This is a genomic window from Paenibacillus amylolyticus (genome assembly GCF_003719335.1).
Classification (GTDB): domain Bacteria; phylum Bacillota; class Bacilli; order Paenibacillales; family Paenibacillaceae; genus Paenibacillus; species Paenibacillus amylolyticus_D.
On the sequence record NZ_RIAS01000011.1, the window covers coordinates 82,539 to 101,923 of the forward strand.

Annotated in this window: 20 protein-coding genes and 1 riboswitch; all 20 genes read right to left on the minus strand. The window is 45.1% G+C overall.

The window, feature by feature from the left end; all coding sequences use genetic code 11:
- Positions 1–69 precede the first annotated feature (69 nt).
- Positions 70–1,119, minus strand: coding sequence for a ThiF family adenylyltransferase (locus EC604_RS19315; protein WP_123065722.1), 1,050 nt, complete (start codon positions 1,117–1,119; stop codon positions 70–72).
- Positions 1,116–1,883 (minus strand): thiazole synthase, encoded by a 768-nt coding sequence (locus EC604_RS19320; protein ID WP_123065723.1) that lies wholly within the window; start codon positions 1,881–1,883, stop codon positions 1,116–1,118. The genes EC604_RS19315 and EC604_RS19320 overlap by 4 nt, the downstream gene beginning before the upstream one ends.
- A gap of 83 nt (positions 1,884–1,966) precedes the next feature.
- A complete protein-coding gene (thiS, locus tag EC604_RS19325; RefSeq protein WP_123065724.1) occupies positions 1,967–2,170 on the minus strand; it encodes a sulfur carrier protein ThiS in 204 nt (67 codons plus the stop codon).
- Positions 2,167–3,435, minus strand: a complete 1,269-nt coding sequence (gene thiO / locus EC604_RS19330; RefSeq protein ID WP_161556988.1) for a glycine oxidase ThiO — start codon at positions 3,433–3,435, stop codon at positions 2,167–2,169. Before thiO ends, thiS begins: the two co-directional genes overlap by 4 nt.
- Positions 3,436–3,492: 57 nt before the next feature.
- On the minus strand, positions 3,493–4,146 hold the full coding sequence (locus EC604_RS19335; RefSeq protein WP_151458101.1) for a thiamine phosphate synthase: 654 nt from the start codon (positions 4,144–4,146) through the stop codon (positions 3,493–3,495).
- A gap of 258 nt (positions 4,147–4,404) precedes the next feature.
- Positions 4,405–4,514, minus strand: a riboswitch (TPP riboswitch).
- Positions 4,515–4,553: 39 nt separating this feature from the next.
- Positions 4,554–6,107: an ABC-F family ATP-binding cassette domain-containing protein gene (locus EC604_RS19340; RefSeq protein ID WP_123065727.1), complete on the minus strand. Its 1,554-nt coding sequence runs from the start codon at positions 6,105–6,107 to the stop codon at positions 4,554–4,556.
- A 54-nt stretch (positions 6,108–6,161) separates the two neighbouring features.
- Complete coding sequence (locus EC604_RS19345) at positions 6,162–7,184, minus strand: hypothetical protein (RefSeq protein ID WP_123065728.1); 1,023 nt, start codon at positions 7,182–7,184, stop codon at positions 6,162–6,164.
- Positions 7,171–7,722 carry a hypothetical protein gene (locus tag EC604_RS19350; protein ID WP_123065729.1) on the minus strand — a complete coding sequence of 184 codons (552 nt, stop codon included), beginning with the start codon at positions 7,720–7,722 and terminating at the stop codon, positions 7,171–7,173. Before EC604_RS19350 ends, EC604_RS19345 begins: the two co-directional genes overlap by 14 nt.
- Entirely contained in the window at positions 7,719–8,117 is a 399-nt protein-coding gene (locus EC604_RS19355; protein WP_123065730.1) for a hypothetical protein, read from the minus strand. The genes EC604_RS19350 and EC604_RS19355 overlap by 4 nt, the downstream gene beginning before the upstream one ends.
- Before the next feature lie 16 nt (positions 8,118–8,133).
- Positions 8,134–8,619 carry an ABC transporter permease gene (locus EC604_RS19360; RefSeq protein ID WP_123065731.1) on the minus strand — a complete coding sequence of 162 codons (486 nt, stop codon included), beginning with the start codon at positions 8,617–8,619 and terminating at the stop codon, positions 8,134–8,136.
- A gap of 68 nt (positions 8,620–8,687) precedes the next feature.
- Positions 8,688–10,754 carry a hypothetical protein gene (locus EC604_RS19365; RefSeq protein WP_123065732.1) on the minus strand — a complete coding sequence of 689 codons (2,067 nt, stop codon included), beginning with the start codon at positions 10,752–10,754 and terminating at the stop codon, positions 8,688–8,690.
- Positions 10,744–12,570, minus strand: coding sequence for an ATPase, T2SS/T4P/T4SS family (locus tag EC604_RS19370; RefSeq protein ID WP_240037030.1), 1,827 nt, complete (start codon positions 12,568–12,570; stop codon positions 10,744–10,746). Before EC604_RS19370 ends, EC604_RS19365 begins: the two co-directional genes overlap by 11 nt.
- 7 nt (positions 12,571–12,577) lie before the next feature.
- Entirely contained in the window at positions 12,578–13,408 is an 831-nt protein-coding gene (locus tag EC604_RS19375; protein ID WP_123065733.1) for a hypothetical protein, read from the minus strand.
- Positions 13,405–14,118, minus strand: a complete 714-nt coding sequence (locus EC604_RS19380; RefSeq protein WP_123065734.1) for a hypothetical protein — start codon at positions 14,116–14,118, stop codon at positions 13,405–13,407. Before EC604_RS19380 ends, EC604_RS19375 begins: the two co-directional genes overlap by 4 nt.
- Positions 14,119–14,177: 59 nt before the next feature.
- Positions 14,178–15,200: an SAF domain-containing protein gene (locus tag EC604_RS19385; RefSeq protein WP_123065735.1), complete on the minus strand. Its 1,023-nt coding sequence runs from the start codon at positions 15,198–15,200 to the stop codon at positions 14,178–14,180.
- 16 nt (positions 15,201–15,216) lie between these two features.
- Positions 15,217–16,704 (minus strand): serine/threonine protein kinase, encoded by a 1,488-nt coding sequence (locus EC604_RS19390; RefSeq protein WP_123065736.1) that lies wholly within the window; start codon positions 16,702–16,704, stop codon positions 15,217–15,219.
- Between the two features lie 186 nt (positions 16,705–16,890).
- Positions 16,891–17,940 (minus strand): SAM-dependent methyltransferase, encoded by a 1,050-nt coding sequence (locus tag EC604_RS19395; RefSeq protein WP_123065737.1) that lies wholly within the window; start codon positions 17,938–17,940, stop codon positions 16,891–16,893.
- 6 nt (positions 17,941–17,946) lie between these two features.
- Complete coding sequence (locus tag EC604_RS19400; RefSeq protein WP_123065738.1) at positions 17,947–18,726, minus strand: ABC transporter ATP-binding protein; 780 nt, start codon at positions 18,724–18,726, stop codon at positions 17,947–17,949.
- The gene (locus tag EC604_RS19405) at positions 18,723–19,040 is read right to left on the minus strand and encodes a thioredoxin family protein (RefSeq protein WP_429350498.1); all 318 of its coding nucleotides are present in this window, start codon (positions 19,038–19,040) and stop codon (positions 18,723–18,725) included. Before EC604_RS19405 ends, EC604_RS19400 begins: the two co-directional genes overlap by 4 nt.
- Complete coding sequence (locus EC604_RS19410; RefSeq protein WP_123065740.1) at positions 19,037–19,378, minus strand: cyclic-phosphate processing receiver domain-containing protein; 342 nt, start codon at positions 19,376–19,378, stop codon at positions 19,037–19,039. Before EC604_RS19410 ends, EC604_RS19405 begins: the two co-directional genes overlap by 4 nt.
- Between the last annotated feature and the right edge of the window lie 7 nt (positions 19,379–19,385).

Genomic DNA, 19,385 nt, shown 5'->3' on the forward strand with positions numbered 1-19,385 from the left:
ATGAAAAAGTCCATCCCCGCGGAGAACAGACTTTGTCAATGAATGAGTTTTGATATTTTTAATGAGGGCTTAGCCGAAATACCGATGAACCAGCGTACGTGCTTCCGACGTATCTTTTGTACCATGAACAAGAACACGACCATCTTGAAAAATGACCAACCGATGTTGACCTGTTGTGAATGACACCAGAAAAGGATTCATTTCCACCTTTCCTTCACCAAGCCGTTCCAATCGATCTGCTGTCTGCGGAAGGTCCAGTTGCATGCGGCGCGCAGGACGAATCTGAACGGTATCCCTGCCACATAACACATCGGTTTTCTCAAGATTGGATGCAGAAAGAAACGGGTACGTAGCTGCCGGGCTGCATGATGCACATTCTTGCTTTTTTGCCCCGTCTACATTAATGGATATGTACTCATTCCTCCACACATCAAATGACAACAATTTACGGCGCAGAGCAGCTGTGTTACCGCTTAGCAGCTTCATCGCTTCCGCTGTCTGATTGGCCGTCACCATCTGCACCGCTTGAGGAATGATGCCAGACGTATCACAAGTATCCCCACCAAGCGGCACTTCTCCCAAGAGGCAGTTTAAACAAGGTGTGTCACCAGGAAGAAATGTAAACGTAATACCATAGCTGCCCACACATCCTCCGTAGATCCAGGGAATGTTGTGCTTCTGTGCCATATCATTAATTAGTAATCTTGTATCAAAATTATCCGTTGCATCCATGATTAAATCGGTATGCCCAACTAGTTCTTCGAGTTCATCCACTCGCACATCCATCACTTTGGCCTCGATGCGAACGGTTGAATTAATTGCTGTTAAACGTTTGACAGCCGCCATCGCTTTTGGCATGCGTTCAATCGCATCCTGTTCAACATAAAGTTGTTGCCGCTGGAGGTTACTCCATTCCACATAGTCCCGGTCTACAATGGTAATTTGCCCAACACCGGAACGCACTAACGTTTCTGCAATACCTGTTCCAAGTGCCCCAGCTCCAATAATTAAAACTTTGCTGTCTTTTAGCCTCGCTTGACCTTCTTTGCCGAGCGGAGCATATCGTTCCTGTCTGGAGTAACGACTACTCTGCTCCGCATGATGTAACTGATCTGTCATGTATGAACCATTCCTTCCACCGGACTGCTTGCTGCCGCATAACGTTTCACTGGAATTAAGCCTGCCGTATACGCCAGCCTGCCTGCTTCAACCCCGAGGCGCATCGCTTTTGCCATGACAACCGGATCAGCTGATCCAGATACAGCTGTGTTAAGCAATACACCGTCAGCCCCAAGTTCCATGGCATAAGCGGCATCTTTGGGGGAGCGTAAACCTGCATCTACAATAACAGGCACTGCCGCTTGCTCTATGATGATTTCAAGATTATAAGGGTTTATGATTCCTCTACCCGCTCCAATTGGCGAAGCTCCAGGCATGACTGCATGTACACCAAGCAATTGAAGCCGTTTAGCTAAAATAACGTCGTCCGAAATATAGGGCAACACGGTAAATCCTTTTTCGAGCAAAATGCTGCAAGCCTTGTACGTTTCAAGTGGGTCAGGCAGTAACGTTACTCCGTCTCCGATGACTTCGACTTTTATCATATCACAAAGCCCCGAAGCTCGCGCAAGCTCAGCGATTCTCACCGCTTCTTCCGCAGTCGAAGCTCCTGCCGTATTAGGCAGCAGCGTGTATTTGCTCAGATCCAGCGTATCCAGAAAGTGCTGCGCGCCTGTATCCTCCAGATTCAGACGGCGTACAGCAAAGGTAAGCACTTCCGTACCTGAAGCTTCCACGGCCTGACTCTGTACTTCCATATCGCTGAACTTTCCTGTTCCAAGCAACAACCTTGATTCAAAAGAGTATTTACCAATTGTCAACATCTTCTAACCTCCTAGGTTTTAACAACTTCCCAATACCAACTACCAAATCAACAAGATTCAGCCACGTCTACGAATTACTTTGCTCAGCCCCCTCCGACAAAATGAACAATCTCTATCCGATCTCCTTCTCTTAGCGTTGTTGTTTCATGGTGATCTTTGGTCAAAATATTACGATTCAACTCAACTACCACCGTTTTCACTTGCAAGTTGAATGAATGCAGTAATTTGTCAACACGATTTAACCCGTCGTCAACCTCCATCTTTTGGCCGTTCACGATAATGTTCACAACATCACTCCCTTTCTGTTCAATCGTTCGGGCGACAATGCTTCAATCCCGATCTCTTCCGCACGTTTCCCCTCTAATAGGTCTGCAATCCAGCGACCTGTGATTGCACTAAGCAATATTCCATTACGAAAATGACCATACGCTGTGTACAAGCCAGGTATTTGCTCGTATTTCCCTATATACGGTAGCCCATCAGGGGTGGAAGGTCTTATACCTGCCCATGCCCGCACAAAGTCTGCTTCTTTGATTCCCGGAATCCAATAACTTGCCGCTCCAAGTAATCGTTGCACACTATTAGCCGATACGCTGTGATCTTTTCTTCCTGGCAAACTGGTTGCGCCGATCCACACCTCTCCGTTGGCTTTCGGAACAATATAGACATCTTCTGCATATACCGTGCGATCGGGTCTGCCTCCAGCCTGATCTATAGGAAACCGAACGGCCATAATTTCACCTTTCACCGGACTTGAAGGCAAAGCGACCCCCACTTGATGCATGAGTTGCTCCCCTTGTAGGCCAGCAGCTATGATGATATGTTTGCAACACACCTCTCCCTTAGCAGTTTTAATCCCTCGAACACCATGGTTATCTACGACCAGACGAACATTTTGAACGCCTTCCAAAATGCGGGCACCCATCATTTCAGCCGACCTCGCATAAGCTCTCGTCAATGACACGGGCAACACTTCGCTCTCGAGCGATCGGTAATAAGCGCCGTACGTATCCCGATTCAACCATAGCGCTTCTCGTTGCACCGTGCTTCGATCCCACCAAAGTTGTTGCACTCCCGAAGTAGTATTTCGTCTATCCTTGTACTTACTTAGATCACTGTATGATCGAAAGGGTGTGATAAATCCGCTACGCCTTAAGCCAATATCCATACCAGTTATAGCGGATATTTGCTCTTTGTGCTTATGCAACAATTCCCTGCTTTCATGCGCGGCTTTTGCCATGAATGGATGTGCAAAATCTTCGCTTTCTGCTGCCAGCATGCCGGCAGCTGCACATGAAGCTCCGCTGGCAATCTCCGACTGCTCAACAAGAAGTACCTCCTGACCTCTGGATGCCAGTTCAAAAGCAATCGCACAGCCTATGACTCCACCGCCCACAATGATGGTTTCTGCATGACAGATTTCTGGGGTCTTCGTTGAATTTTCAGATGGGGTCAGCAGCTTAAACTTAGCATGATTATATGATGAACCTATGACTTTCTCAGGTTGACTCAGTCCGCTCTGTACCATTTTGTCATCTCCTTGTTTGAACAACGTTCACATCTTCTCGGCTTGGCATTATTTCCAGCTCTTGATCGGAAAGAAATCACATCACGCTTCCACAGCCTGTTTAAGGAGCGCAGCAGCATAACCAGGGTTTGCATGTTTCAACACACTTGAGATCACAGCAGCACCCCCGGCTCCCGCAGACCTGACAGCCCGAATGTTACACGGCTGAATCCCGCCGATTGCAATAACAGGAACCTTTACACTGGAGCATACTTCCGCCAATGCATCTAACCCTCTCGCTGCTACATCAGGTTTGCTTGCACTTGCATACACATGCCCAAAAAAAAGGTAATCTGCACCATACTCTTCGGCAATTTTCGCTTCGTGCAACGAATGCACCGATATCCCCAATCGAAGCCGCAGATCATGCTTGTTTTCCGGCTTTACTGTTAGTTTTGCTCTTTCCAGCATGTCTTGGCTCCAATGTATCCCTTGAAAAATATCACCAGGTGCAGCCCGTTTCGCGCCATTAATTACAATGCGGGAAGATGGAATACCAGACTCTGCCATCAACTTTGCCCAGTTGTATCGTTCATACAGTGAAAGATGCTTTTCCCGGATATGAATGTAATGCACGTAAGGCCAGATTTGCTTGGCTGCCTTCAACATAACTTCTTTTTCCCCTCTATTCGTGGATATTACATGTAGTTCAAATAAGGGGCAATCTTGTTCACGCTCTTGATCTTGCTCTGACATCCTGGCATTCAACCTTGTTCTCGCTCCTTTCAGCTACAAGCTTGGAGAAGTTGTAATGACAAATTTGTAATCAAAAAAGCCACTCCCGTAGGGGAGTGGCTGCGTATAAAAAGGTTCAGTTCAATAACAAACGTGTGACAAACCTGGTAAACAGTTCAATTAGTCAAACCGATAACTGTTTATTCGATATTCAAACGCTTGTCATTACGATGTAATAAGATCCCATTTTTACGTTAGGAATCAATTTACTACCGTTTTCGCTGAAACGCGCCACTTCCCTACGCTGGTATGATCCAGATCAGGTGCAAAGGGTCCAGAATCGCATTCTTCCATCTCAGCCGCATCGTGCGGCCCCCCTAGTGTTCATATGAAGTTGTAGCCTATATTACCACAATCGGATTTTTTTGTCATCGTGCTTTTTCGGACCACTCTTCTACATTCCATGTTTTGGTGACCCAGCCTTCATAAAAATCAGGTTCGTGCGATACAAGTAAAACGGTTCCCTTATATTCTTTCAACGCACGCTGCAGTTCAGCTTTTGCTGTGACATCCAGATGGTTCGTCGGCTCATCAAACAAAACCCAGTTGCTTTCACGCATCAACAGTTTGCACAATCGGACTTTGGCTTGCTCCCCACCGCTAAGCATGTTAAGTGGACGCGTAATATGCTCATTTTTGAGCCCACAACGCGCAAGATGTCCTCGCACCTCGTTCTGTGTCAAATGTGAAAACTCGTTCCACACATCATCGATCGGTGTAATATTTCCAGCTCGTACTTCCTGTTCAAAGTAAGCTGTCTCCAAATAATCTCCGAGAAACGTTTTTCCGCTTATTGGCGCTATTTTGCCCAGGATCGTTTTGAGCAGTGTAGATTTACCTACACCGTTGCATCCCACAATCGCGATCTTTTCGCCACGTTCAATCGTCATGGTCATCTTGGGGAGTAATGGATACGTATAACCGATCTCAAAATCAATGCCTTCAAAAACGGTTTTGCTGCTTGCGCGGGCATCCTTGAACTTAAATGTTGGTTTTGCTGCTTCGTCTGGCCGATCAATTCGCTCGACCTTTCCAAGTTGTTTTTCCCGGCTTTTCGCTCGACCAGAGGTCGAAGCTCGAGCCTTGTTGCGTTGAATGAAATCTTCCTGCTTTTTGATGTATTCCTGCTGCTTCTCGTAGGCATCAATATGCTGTGCTTTCTGCATATCTGCCATTTCAAGAAATTTTTCATAGTTGGCCGCATAACGCGTCAGTTTTGCAAATTCCAAATGATAGATGACATTAACCACTTCATTCATGAACTCTGTATCATGGGAAATCAATAGAAAAGCATATGGGTAGTCTTTCAAATATCTTGTTAGCCACTCAATATGCTCTACATCCAGATAGTTTGTCGGCTCATCCAATAATAGGGCAGTGGGTTTCTCCAATAACAATTTCGCAAGCAGGACTTTCGTACGTTGTCCACCACTAAGAGCAGCAACATCCCGATCAAGGCCAATTGCATTTAATCCCAAACCGTTTGCCATTTCTTCTACTTTTACATCGATCAGATAAAAATCGCCCTGTTCGAGTTGCTCTTGAATATCGCCCATTTCTTCAAGTAACTGCTCAAGTTTGTCTGGATCAGCATCAGCCATCTGATCCGTAATTGCCATCATTTGCTTCTCCAGTTCCAGTAGCGGCAGAAAAGCATCTTTAAGCACATCACGAATGGTCTTGCCTGGTGTTAACTTGGTGTGTTGATCCAGATAGCCATATCGAACTTTAGGCGTCCATTCCACTTTACCGCTATCTTTAAGCAATTTTCCGGTGAGGATATTCATTAGAGTTGATTTTCCTGCACCATTAGCTCCAACTAGACCCACTCGTTCTCCAGCAAGCAGACGAAACGAAACATTTTTAAATAACGTACGGTCTCCGAAATTGTGACTGACGTTCTCTACTGACAATAAACTCATAAGATGAGACTGCTCCTATCTATTTACATTACTTTTAGTTCACGTTCCAAAACCCTATTCTAGCACAGGTTCAGTCTTTTCTGAAAGTAATGACACATGGGCGGAGCAATCATATTCGAAATAACCTCTAGCGGCTGCCTGCTTTGCAGTTGTAAACACCTCTTCAGCACGAAAACCGGGGTTACAGGTGGCAGGATGATAATATTTAATTCCTGTTGAGGGGTCAATCCCGCCAACAACAGCCGTTTTTTTGACCAAACGGCCTCCACCAATGGCATAATTGTTAATCTTCTGATCCCCTACAGCGATACCCTGTATAAAAGCCATAATGCCCGTATCATTGATCGAATTGTACCAATCTTCCTGTGAGACCAAAGGCATCGTGAATACATAAGAGACACCATTTCTCCTAGCAAATTCATTATGTCGATTGATTACGTCCGCAAGCTCGTCCTGTATTCGGGTCACGATTCGGCTGCGCCGCACCTGTTCAAAAGTTGTAGAGTCCTGAAGCAGTGTAATCGTGGAATTCGAGGCCAGCTCCTCCTGAAATCCTTCGATCCATTTCCTTGCACCAGCATCATATGCATACACATAACCGTCAAGTGTAAAATTAATGCTATTTCCGTCTGAATCTGAATATGTATAAGGCTTTTTGGGACTCCACACATGCTTATGAGACTTTTCCATCTCCCCAGTCATCTCGGTTTCCTTGGCATAAATGTAATAACCATCGTAATCCATAACTACAATCGCTGGAATATAATCAAACATATGTTGAATCGCTGCCTTGTCATCCTGTATGCCCATGTTTAATGCCATCGTTTGGGTAAAGGTGGTCAGCGCCAGTTCCTTATCCGCTTTAACAAACTTGGCAGAATCATAACCTGCTTCAGCATGTTGTTTTTCATTCTGGTGCATGACTGCGCCAGCATCCATCACTGCAGTTTGTAACGCTGTTTTGTAGCGATAAGCCAGTTCATTGGCCTCTTGCGCATCATGCGTATGAAACGTGAGGATGTAAAAGAACGGGAAGAAAATGAGTACAAATACGATAGAAAGCTCAGTAATCTTCATTCAATACCATACCTCCATAAGAAGTAAAAACCGCAGAAGCCTGGACTGTACCTTGTAACCATTCTCGTATCATCATAGAAGGTGTGCGATTGGTACTTTTAAGTCTCACCGTGAAGAAGTCGCCCATATGGAGCGTATATCTGCGCCCAGGATCATCGATGGACAATGTGCTAGACAACGGATATAACCGGTCCTGAATCTGTGACAAGTAAAATGCATCATGAACAACTTCATATGTACCCGTGAAGCTACTCTGAATCATCGGATCTGAATAATGGGGGACATATTTTTTGTGTAAATGTTCCATCGAAATGTCATAGTTATTACCCGTTTGGGCTAACTGTTCTTGAAACTCCGCGAGCATTCGAGGTGAGATATATCCCTTAGTGCGGACAGCATCCACAAATCGTGTGACACTTTGAGTCGCTGCCAAGCGCGCAATATCATCCTGACGTTCAGCGGTCTCGGCCGCAGGATACACATAGAGCAGTAAAACAGCAAGCAATACCGCAAACAGTTTGGATACTGCATTGATCACTGACTCTCTACCTCCTTCCAAAAAGAAAGCTTTAACAATTCACCGGATTCACTTCGGTTATATTCAGATCGATATTTCCCATCTAGCTCAACTGGAATCACAACTGATCGATGTTCAAGTGGATCAATCACATACTCATGACCGTCTACCTCAACCCGAACCCTTGTACCTGTCATTTGCCGAACCGTATGCAGAACCTCAGCTCCGGTGTATCCGACCAAGCCACTTGTGTGAAGTGTCGTATGGACTCTGCCTTCCATAGCCGCATTTGTTTTCACCCTGTCGTTCAAGGCATCGTTTAAAATACGGATGTTCCTCTGCCCGTACAGGCAGGCTGTCACAAAAAGGACAACCGCCGTACAGAACAGCATCAGATGCTGTGTGTTCCGGGACATATTCAACCAGCTCCAGTCAGGATTGCTGGAAAATCAGACCTCTAACCACATTCGATCGGTCTTTTACGATAATTGCCTTAAATTTACCACTAGGATTAACATATTGATTGTCCTTTTCACTCATCGTCTGATTAATACTGCCTACCTTGTCATCAGGTGCAATGACAGAACCATAGTCCGCGTTATTAACATCCTGAGAGATGTTAAGCTGATTACCGTACCACTGTCCGCTTTTGTTTTTACCCGTAATAACCCGGATACCAAACTGGTCCTTGTCCGCATATTTCCGTAAAGCATTGGTCACTTGTGATCCACTGATGGTTGTTCCGTCATACACTGTAAATGCTGCCTGAGAAAGCTCGGTTTGAATATCTGCAAAATTATTTTGCGCCGTTTTGGTTGCCTCCTGCGCCGAAATAAATAACAAAACTACAATCGTAATCAGGGCAATCGTCAAAAATATCCCCGCTGCCACCTTTAAAGCACTAGATGCATTATTCATATTAAATACCCTCCTAAAGTGTTATGAATGATTATTTTTCAGTTCTTGTTCTTCGTAAAAGTCAAACACTACAGTTTCTGGATTTGCTCATAGTACATGTTCATCTGTACAAAACTCATGCCGACCAGCGGAATAACGAGGTACATGAAGATCAGAGCATACATGGGCGTAAAACCGATCGTCCTTCCCCATCCAGCCTTGATATCAATAATTTTGCTGTACTCCTGTTTGCGCTGTTCAAAATAAAAGGCCATCATGCTTTCTAGATCATCAAAAGCTTCACGAATGGATATTTTACCTAAAGCCAGTTGCAGTTTATCAATCAAACGTTGAAATTCAGGCAAACCTACCTCCTCTTTTAATTGTTCTAGCGCTTGTTCAGGGCCATGTTCGAAGTGCAACAAACACTTTTGTAGTGGCCTTTTGAATATGACAGCGAATCGATTAAGCCATTCTACAATCTCCTCGACAGACATCCGATCCATCTCTCGCAAAATCGATATCACCGTCTGAAATTGATAGATTTCATGCCTCATATCCAACCTTCGCATTTTACGCTGGAACAACATGAGCCAGATGGGCAGATTATAGCCCCCTATCCCTATGAGCAGCGCCAAAATAATCTCCCACCATCGCATATATTGGTTGTTATATGCCTCAATCTTGTCTATAATCCGCTGAATTGTCGCCGTCTGAGCATCGTGATCAAGCTGGACTGGTGCAAGCTGCAGCAGTGCATTGGAAATATCTTCGTATGTGGCTGCCCGCTTCATCTCAACATACGCCATAACCGCTCCATCCAGCGCCGTCTTCTCTCGGGCCACTTTCAAATCCGCCTCAGACATTGCACCAAACATGCGGTCATCCCTGATTGGATCGTGCAATATATGATTACGCTCAACTTGATGTAGTAAAAGAATCAATCCTACAGTCAGAATCAGACAACTTGCGAATAGCAATAATCTGCGTATAGCTACCCATTCATATTTCAGATCGGTACTGCTCTCTCTCATTAATCTGATCGTCTGATTGTATGGGGTCGTTCCCGGTTTGGCAGCAAAAAGCATAGCCAACCTCCGTAAAACAACATGTTTATACAAAAAGCGATCCAGTCTGGATTGTTTCTTCCCGGAACGGTAGCGGATTTCATCATATTGCTGAAGACGCTGTAACAGCAAGTAAGCAACAATGATGATAATGTAGATGGATATTTTAGTGATAAAACCAAGTTTGCCGCGATAAAAATCATCCATTGTCGGGAAACTGACCCGAGCCCAATGCTCAATTGGCCCTGTAAACAGTACAGGTGCAAGAGCAATTACGTTTAACCCTTGAAGCAGATAATCAAGCTTGTCACGCCTTAAAATCTCCAGGTGTATCTCCTGAGTCAGATTACCTAAACCTTGCAGATAAATGGAGCCCTGCTCCTTGTCCTTATCTCCGAACTCCATCACCATATAAGACACACCGGCAAAACCTTTGAGAAAACGATTTGGTGCCACTTCATAATATCGTTCAAGTGCTTCATTGGGGTCGGGAGAAGTCAAAGCTTCATAGATCAGCCTCACTTGCTCGGCGGCTTCTCCTGTACCTGCTTCGGACGCTTCGTACAATGCTTCCTCAACCATGCCATGCTGATGATACCGGTGTCTTACATCTGCGAACAAATCTAGCATTTGCACCAGCAGTTTTTTCTCGATACGACTCAAACACATATCTAACACAAGACTGTTCAGCACGATAGCGCACAGCATAGCCAGAAGAATAAAAGTTATCCCTGGCTGTAACCAAAACAACACGGTACTAACACTTCCGTACCCGCCCATAATAATCAGAACAACGTTCATCGTGACTCTCCGAAGCGCTGGTTCATCCCTGGCATAACGATATGAGATTCTTTTTTGCACTTGCAAAATATACATTGAAAGCAAGGGTATTTTCATACCGACATGATACGCCTGCAAGAGGAAACTTCCCCAATCTCTGTACTTCTTACCTTGAATATTCACGATTTTCCCCGTAGCGTACGTCGAAGCTGACTCTCTCCGCCTTAGCATATGAAGAATGATTAACGTGATGGCTAAACCAACTACACAAAAACTGACTACAACCAACAATATCCATTTAATGCTCATAGGTTCCACCCCAGTGTTGTCCAATAAACCGACCAAACTTCTCGGCATCTGGAAGTGTCATCTGCTCCTGCATATCCACGATGCTAGAAGCCGAGATCGGAGCAGTAGCCACATATTTTCCTTGATGATACTCTACGACATTTCTAAAAGTGAACCCTGCTCTTTCTTCCATGCTTTCCGCTTCGCGGGAATGGGGAATACATTCGGTAATCCGCTCAATATATCTGCGGCCCTCTGCATCTTTTTTCATATGAACATCAAAGTTAATGACACTGACAACCTGTTCTTCAGCAATATGTTCATGATGGAACATGCCTGTCTTGAGTAACGAATTCCGGAGTGAAAACACCAGATCACGGAAAGTTTTGGCGTGATGCGTAAACAGGGTAAACAAACTCGCCACCTGTGACATCTGAATCATCCAGGCAGCAACCTCATCACTCGCAACCTCACCGAGAATGTTCACTGTCCCATCTGTTTTTTTCTGTAGATCCAGTCCTTGCTGACCCGATATATGTTCCGTTTCCCGAAAACTCAGAATGTTACGGCGACTGTATATCCGTCTTAATTGCAGCTCAAATGCCATCTCCTGTACTCGCAAAGTATAGGAAGCATAGATATGTTTCACCATGGCCATCAGCAATGTAGTTTTACCAGAGCCCTGTGCACCCGTTACTGCCGTGATCCGACTACCTTTCATCAAATATTGCAGCAGTTCTATTGGCAATTGTGCGTTGTTACCTGTAATCAACTGTTCAAGGGAGGCGTTGGGAATATCAAACTTCCGAACAAAGAATGCCCAGGATTCCGCAAAAGGAGGACGCACAACGACCACACGTGAGCCGTCTTTCATCTCATTCACTTTATAACCGCTTGCTTCCGACAATTGACCAGGATAATTGTATTTATATATGTTCTGACACACTCGTTTCAACTCCCGGATGCTGCCAAAACTTAAGAAAGACAAATGAATGGACTTCCCTTTATAAAAGATCCACACACTCTCCATCCCGCTTAGCGGTTCCTCATTAATCTCATCCTCAAAAGCATGCTCCAGAAGATCATTCCAAGAAGCGGGTACATGATTTCCCGTATGTGGCAGTATCTCCAGAGCCCCGCTCACCCCTCCACTAACACCATCGATCCGTTGATCCCTGATTTCATCCACAACAGAGAATCCTTTGTATTGTTGGTAGATACGTTGCACGATAATTTCTACCTTTTCTCTAAATCCCAATTCCCGATATTCACATTCAAAGACATGCTGGATATCTTGCTCGGAAATATAATAACTGCCGCCATCTTCTGAGCCTTCTTCCAGCCTTAGTTTACCTAAGTCATAGGTATCAATCATTCTGGAGAGAGCATCTACTCCAAATCGCTCGCGGTATAAATAAAAGATAATATCGAAGCGATCTTGTACGCTTAACCGCTCTGGTTCAGCAAACATCATCACTTCATCGACATTAGACTTATTCAGACCAATACTTCGTGTCAGCAAGTCACCAATCAGATTTTTGACATACGTCTTGTCACTGATGCTTCCTGATACACAGCTTTTGAGCGCTTTTCTCATCTCAGCACGTTGATTGATTCTGCGGCGATACTCTTCTTCATGTAAACCCGCATCGGCAAGCTGGCTATGGCTTATTTCATGCAATGAATTTTTCACTTGTTCAATCAATGTCTCAAACGTAAAGGACTCCTGCTCAGGTATACGTTCACTTCTTTCCCGCATAAAGGCCCGATACTTAAACCATACATAACATATACCTGTAATTATAATAATTGTGATGAACGTCGCATTCCAGACCACTAGAGATTCAGGCTCCCCTTTCCAGCCTCTTCAGCACAGTACGCATCCCCGCACCGTCCATAATCAGGCAAGCGAGTTCAGCCATACTTGAGGCAAAACTCCCTTTTTGAACTTGTTTTTTCTCAGTCAGACTCTCAAGTTGCAAGTATCTGGGGACATCTCTGCGGTTGATCGCATCCAGATACCCGGTCGTATACGGAACTGCGGAAAGACTCCCCTTGTATCTAAAACCACGCTTAATATTGGCGAGTGTAGCACGAGAATTCGAATCATATTTATTGATAAGAACATGTAGTTTTCGTTCCGTTATTTGTTCAGGCAGAATTTTTTCGAAAAAGTGTTCCAGATTCCTCATATTCTGATTCAGAACAACGACAACAACATCAGCCTGCTGCAATATAAGTTGTGAATTCACATTAGATTGATCAGCATCCAGAAGTACAAGATCATAACATTGATTAGCAATCTCCAGCAGTTTTTTTATCAACTCCCCTTTTTCAATCGCAGAGCGCTCATTTCCATATACGCTTCCAGTCAGCAGATCGAGCCGCTCTTTCAACAACGGTTTGGTGTAATCCTTTAGGTTGTGTTTGTTAAGACTACCGCTAATAAATAGCCGTTCAACAGCATCCCAACCATTTTCTTCAAAAGAATACGATTTTTCGGTTGAGCTCTTCTCATCCTGAATTATGCCTGATTCTACCCCACAATTCGCGGGGCCTGTATTCACGAGCAATACTCTGGCTTTATACTGGAATGCTGTCGCATAGGCACTCATCAATGCACTTGAGGAACATCCCATTTCAGCAAAAGGACTCCAAAAAGCGATCGTACTCATGCCCTCATCCTCCCTGCTTCTTTGATCGCACGACAGCTGCGAACGCTCTCCCATCCAGTCAATTGTTCCACAACGCGGCATAAGGATTTTTTGTAATTTCTGGACAGTGGGCCGATATGCACACGGTTATAATGTTCATTTTCTAGCTTAACCGCAGCGCTCAGCTCATCCCACGGAAGAATCAGAGACTCCCCAGTCCACCGAAAAGGACCACCCTCAAAATAGGCCCAAAGATAATGGGCTTCAAGTCTACAATCCACGCCATTAATCAACATTCGTTGGAAAGTCAGCTCTTCAGGAAGCCCATGTTCGTTGAACAACTGTTCCAACCACCCTTTCCCTCGTTCCAGATTGTATCGTTCATAATCGCTCACCCAGACACGAACTTCTGCGGTAAGCCATAAATGACGTGAAGCAAAGTGTGATGTCTCGATGTCGTATAACACATAATCATAACTGTCCAGACTCTCACCGCTAATCTGCAAATGATGCTCTACCGTCATTGAAGTAACAAAATGACATGCGATATCAAATCCCTCGAATTCCACAACTTGCAATGATTGCTGACGATCTCCAACACCGTATCCATATTTTTGTTGCAACGTACCATCCACTAAGAGAACCCGCTTACCTGTTGAAGCAAGTATTTTACTCAGATATAACATCAGGTCATTTTTCTCACATAAACCTGCAAAAATCCAAATGTGCACTGATCAGCGCCCCTCAATCTCAATTTAATGTTGTTATAAGAATATCTGATCTAATTCAATTACTCATTTCCCGTCAGCAATTGCTGTTGCTCGTTCAAAGTTGAAGATTCGATAGGGTCTGATGCCTCTCCCGTATGATCTGTTCCCCTATTGCCTGATCCGTCGTTCCAGATCGTTCCATTAGCTTCAGGTGAATCTTGAACTGTTGGCCTTTTATTATACGTAACAGAAGATTGTGCCACATCTCGTTCGACACCATTAGATGGAGCTGACATGGAGGCAGCGAGCGAACTTTCGAGTGAACTTCGAACTTGTCTCGACAATTCCTGCTCGGCATGACGCACAATATTTGGATCACTCTCCAGCAGCTTTAACACTTCGGAATTGGCTGGATATGTCGGAATAGCTGCTGTCTGGAATTGTGGTTCTACATAGGTTAGAGCGTAGATTGAAGCTTTATGTAAATAGGCATCCACGATTGCACTGGACAATGACAAAATCTCCTCTTCTGTCATCGTAATCCATAGTGTTGCTGCGTTTAATCGTTCCACCTTTTTCTTGGACAAGAGGATATAGTCTTGACCTGTGGGAAACTGAATACGTACGTCGATCATGTCTCCTTTGGCAAGCGAAGAAGGCAGCAGCACCACTTGCAACTCGCGATTTCTTAAATCAGGCGATGCCGGTGTTCCCTCATACACCATTTCCGTTGTGATCGCTGTTCCTTTTTTTAGCTCAATTTTAGCTGACTGCCCTTCCAGCTTCTGCGAACTGGACCACAGATTGCGTGGAGCCTGAGCATCCGGTATCGCAATCAGTTTCAGATCCTCTGGTGAGATAAGTTCTCCCGCTTCGATATCCCTGATCGTTACCCACCCTCGGGCACCAGAATTCCATTGCTGTAACAATTCCGCTTCTTTCTCCTCATATGCTGACAGATAACGGTCCTCCATAGCGGACCTGACATCCTCTTTTGTGCTCAGCTGATAGAACACGTAACCTCCAAAAATCATACCGACAGCTCCTGCTCCAATCAGTCCTGCATAAATCAGTTGACGACTTTGTTTTCTTAATTTGGACAAAAGAGGCTCTCCTTTCCTAATCTTTTCTACTCATATACTTTTTAAGAGAAAAAAATGAACGTTTTGGGGTCTGCCTTACCATCAAATGCCCTAGAATCTGTGAAAATACCTTATCCATATGAGCATCCTTGTCAAATGGGTCCAGCTGCAGTGGCAATCCGTATACGCGGGATGTATCCAGTGTTATTCGTAAACGTTCCACCGCATCCGCTGCAGCGAGCGGAAGGCAGTAAATCCATTTCTCCCGGGGAAAGCGATAATGTGTTCGTACAAAAGCCCCAATCTCTGCTAGTTTCCATTCGGCACCAGAACCGATAATGATAGGCAGATCCGCACGCAAAAACTCCTCTAATCGATTCTGATCCTGTCCGCTACCTAGATCCATCACAATAAATTGATAACTACCGCCCAGCAGGGATAAAATGTCGGCTCGGCCAGACTGCTTCCAATAATGCACGCCATCCACCGCAAACTGCCTGCTTGATGCCACGGGTTTACCACCTAGAGCAATGTGCTGGATACGTGTAAATGATTGAGACCGAGGTGACATTTCGATCACCGCGACCTTAAAGTTCTGCCTCTCCAAATAGTGACTGATCGCTATCGCTGTATGAGTAACACCGGCCCCAGCAGAAACCCCTGTAAGTGCAATCACTCTTGTGCCCCCGCCAACCGTTAGTTGCTGATTTGAAGGGAAAGACATCATTCCCGGTACTCGAAGCAGTTCCTTCCTCACCTCATCCGCCGTTTGAAACCGTTCATTCACATCATATCGTAGCAACCGTCTAACAACAGGGATGTATGTTCGCGGGATATCGCTCCGTATAGAACTTTCCACGCCTTGAATCCATTCTGTGTAAGCTCCACTCGTCATCAGGTACAACATCAGGGCTCCTAGACCATATAGATCTGAACGGGCATCCGTTTGCCCGGAGCCATATTGTTCTGGTGCCGCAAATCCCGCAGTCCCGAGTTTTACCGTGTCTTCAGCATGATGCGTCTTATAACTGCGGGCAATACCGAAATCAATCAAGCGCACTTCATGCTCTGGTGTAATCATAATGTTGGACGGCTTCAGGTCCCGGTAAATGACAGGAGGATCCAATTTATGCAAATAACTCAGAACATCCAGTAATTGAAGCACAAATTCCATCAACTGTTCCACCGGAATTTTGCCCCGGCACTGTTTAAAGTAGTCACTCAGCGTCAAACCTTCAATATATTCCATGACCAGGTACGTATAACCCTCTTCATCAGGAGCAAAAAAATCAACAATCTGCGGAAGTCTCGGATGGCGCAATGATGTCAACAGAGCCGCTTCTCTCTCCATACTGCCTTCATAGGGCATCTTCGTGACACTTTCCTTCACAGCCCAGATTTTCCCTGGCAGCTTCAGATCCTCTGCCTCATACACATGGCTCATTCCTCCTGAACCAAGAATCGATAGGATACGATATCTTCCTCCCAGCAGGCTCCCGCGTTCTAGCCTCGCCGGATGTCTCATAGGTCTCCCTCCTTCCAAACAACATAAAAAGGGAAAGCTTCACCGAAAATGAGCATACTGGAATTCCAGTGATGTTCACTTTGGGATGCTTTCCCTCAAATTTATTGTCGTTATGGTTAATATTGGTATCATTATAGTACACATAATCAACCGTTGTAAAGCAGAATATTTTATAAGTTAAATGACTTAATATTTAATCATATAAAGTGTAATCTCTTCACGATTATGAAACAGTTGCTTCGAACGCTGAATCTGCATACGTGAACGCTCAAACGTATCGATCACTTCTTTTATAAGCGCAAGTGGTTTCTTGTGCAACAATTTTACCGTAACGATGGCTGTTCCTCCGGATTGAAGACTATACAGAAGGTCAGATACCAGTCTGCTCATCAACTTCGGACTCCAGCTCATATCACTTACAAGCAGATCGAACTCACCTTCGCGGAAGCGCACATCCCCTGCATTTTTTTTCAAAAACGTCAATTTAGGTGAAGCCAGTAAGGTTGCATCCATCTTCGCCGGGTCTACCGCGGTTACCTCAAGCCCGCGCTCAAGCAGGAATGATGTCCATCCCCCAGGTGCTGCGCCAATATCAAGTGCCTTGTGAAACGAAGTAAAATCAATACCAAACGTTTGCTCCGCTTCAAGCAACTTAAACTTGGCTCGTGAGATTTGTCCTTCTTCTTTCTGAAAACGGATCGCTCCACCACTCCAGTCGGACAGATTCTGTTCGGGTCTGGATACACCTGCATATAACATATCATTCGCAGCAAATACCGAAATGACATATTCCGCATCCCGAATAACCCATTCACAGCCCAGATCACCCAGTTTTTCTGTTAACATTTGTTTCAATGAAGCAGCGTTTTCGCGCCAAAAAGAACCCTCTGTTTTGCGAGTTTGCATGACGACCTTAGCCCCAGACAATTCCTTATGGTTCAGAATATACGCAATCAGTCTCTCCAGAGACTGCTCTGGATCTTCCGTATTCTCTTGAAATTGAACAGGCTGAATGTGACGCAAAAACGTCGGAGACTCTTGTAGAAGTCTAATCGAGACTTCTTCCTCTGCAACTGGCAAACCGGCTAGTAGAATCTCACCTGGAACCAGAACCGTGCTCTTCACTGCCCCAAAAGTGCGGCGTAACTCCTCCTGCGCATAAGGCGCAAAGCCATGATTGGCCGTGCATATAAAACGGGAAAAGTCTGTTTCTCCCGAAAACGATTGTGTACTCAACTTGTGTTACCCTCCAGAACGTACGCGTATCCATGGACGATCCTCATGCCACTGAACTTCCACCGGAATATCATACGTATGCTTAATTGTATCTTCTGTTAATATCTCATGTTTTGGCCCCGCCGCGGCAATACGTCCATCACGGATCAATGCGACATGGGTAAACAACGGCACGATCTCTTCCACATGATGGGTGACATACACCACCGTCATATTCCGCTGGCGCAGACGATCAATCTCAATAAGCATCTTCTCACGTTCGTACAGATCAAGACCGGCGCACGGCTCGTCCATAATAAGCAGCTTTGGTTCCGACATTAACGAACGTGCCAACATGACTTTTTTGCGTTCTCCCTGGGATAACGTTCCCAGCGGCTGATCTGCCAGTTTTGCGAAGCCCATCTCATCCAACAGATTCATCGCCTTTGTTTTCACTTCATCTGGTATCGTCTGATAAAAACGCAAAAAGGCATAGGCTCCTGTAGCGACAACCTCCCACACCGGATCACGTAAGGTCAGTTTTTCAATCAGGGTTTGGCTGATATACCCAATCTCCTTGCGAACCTCCCGGACATCGCATTGCCCGTACACATTACCGAGCACTTCAATGCGTCCCGAACTCGGAAACATATATCCATTCATCATTTCCAGTAATGTAGTCTTACCTGATCCATTACGCCCCAGGATAACCCAATGTTCCCCTGGTTCAATGCGTAAATGAACGTCATCAAGAATTTGATTTTCTTCGCGACGCAGCGAAATGTTCTCCATCACTACAACACTCATTTTAACACCGCCTTCCGAATCTCATTGAGCAGATGCTCGACCGAGTTCATCCGATAAACCATTCTGGGTACATCTTGCTCCCCATCAAACAACATTAAAGCCGGTACACTCGAAATCTGAAACTGCTGCACAAGCTCAGGAATATCATGAATATTCATCTCATATAAAACACCTTCTGGCAACATATGCTCAGCGACTTCCAGCATACGACGTGCCGCGGCACACGTTCCGCATAACGGAGTATAGATAAATACAGCTTGGGGCAACCCTTCCCATACACCGCGCATTAACATTTTAGACGTAATCGGCTTCAACATTTTTCAGCCTCCGCAGCCACTCGCAACATGACTTCACCTGTCATCGGACCGTTATGAATTATAACTGATTCAGGTTTGTTGCTATACAACATCTCGTACATTTGGCGTTTTCCATACATACTCGACGTATGTAAATAGATCTCACGCGGATAGAGCCCTTCCCGTACAATCGCCGCAGCTACTTCACCGCCATTCATCGAATCCGGCCCAAGTTCATAGTCCAGTGATAAAATGTCTACTTCGCCCTCTCGCAATAACAAAAGGCATTCCTCAGCATTGGTAGCCAAAACAAACCCTTTTGGACAAGAACGATAGTCATCCAGAAAAACATGCATCGTCTCG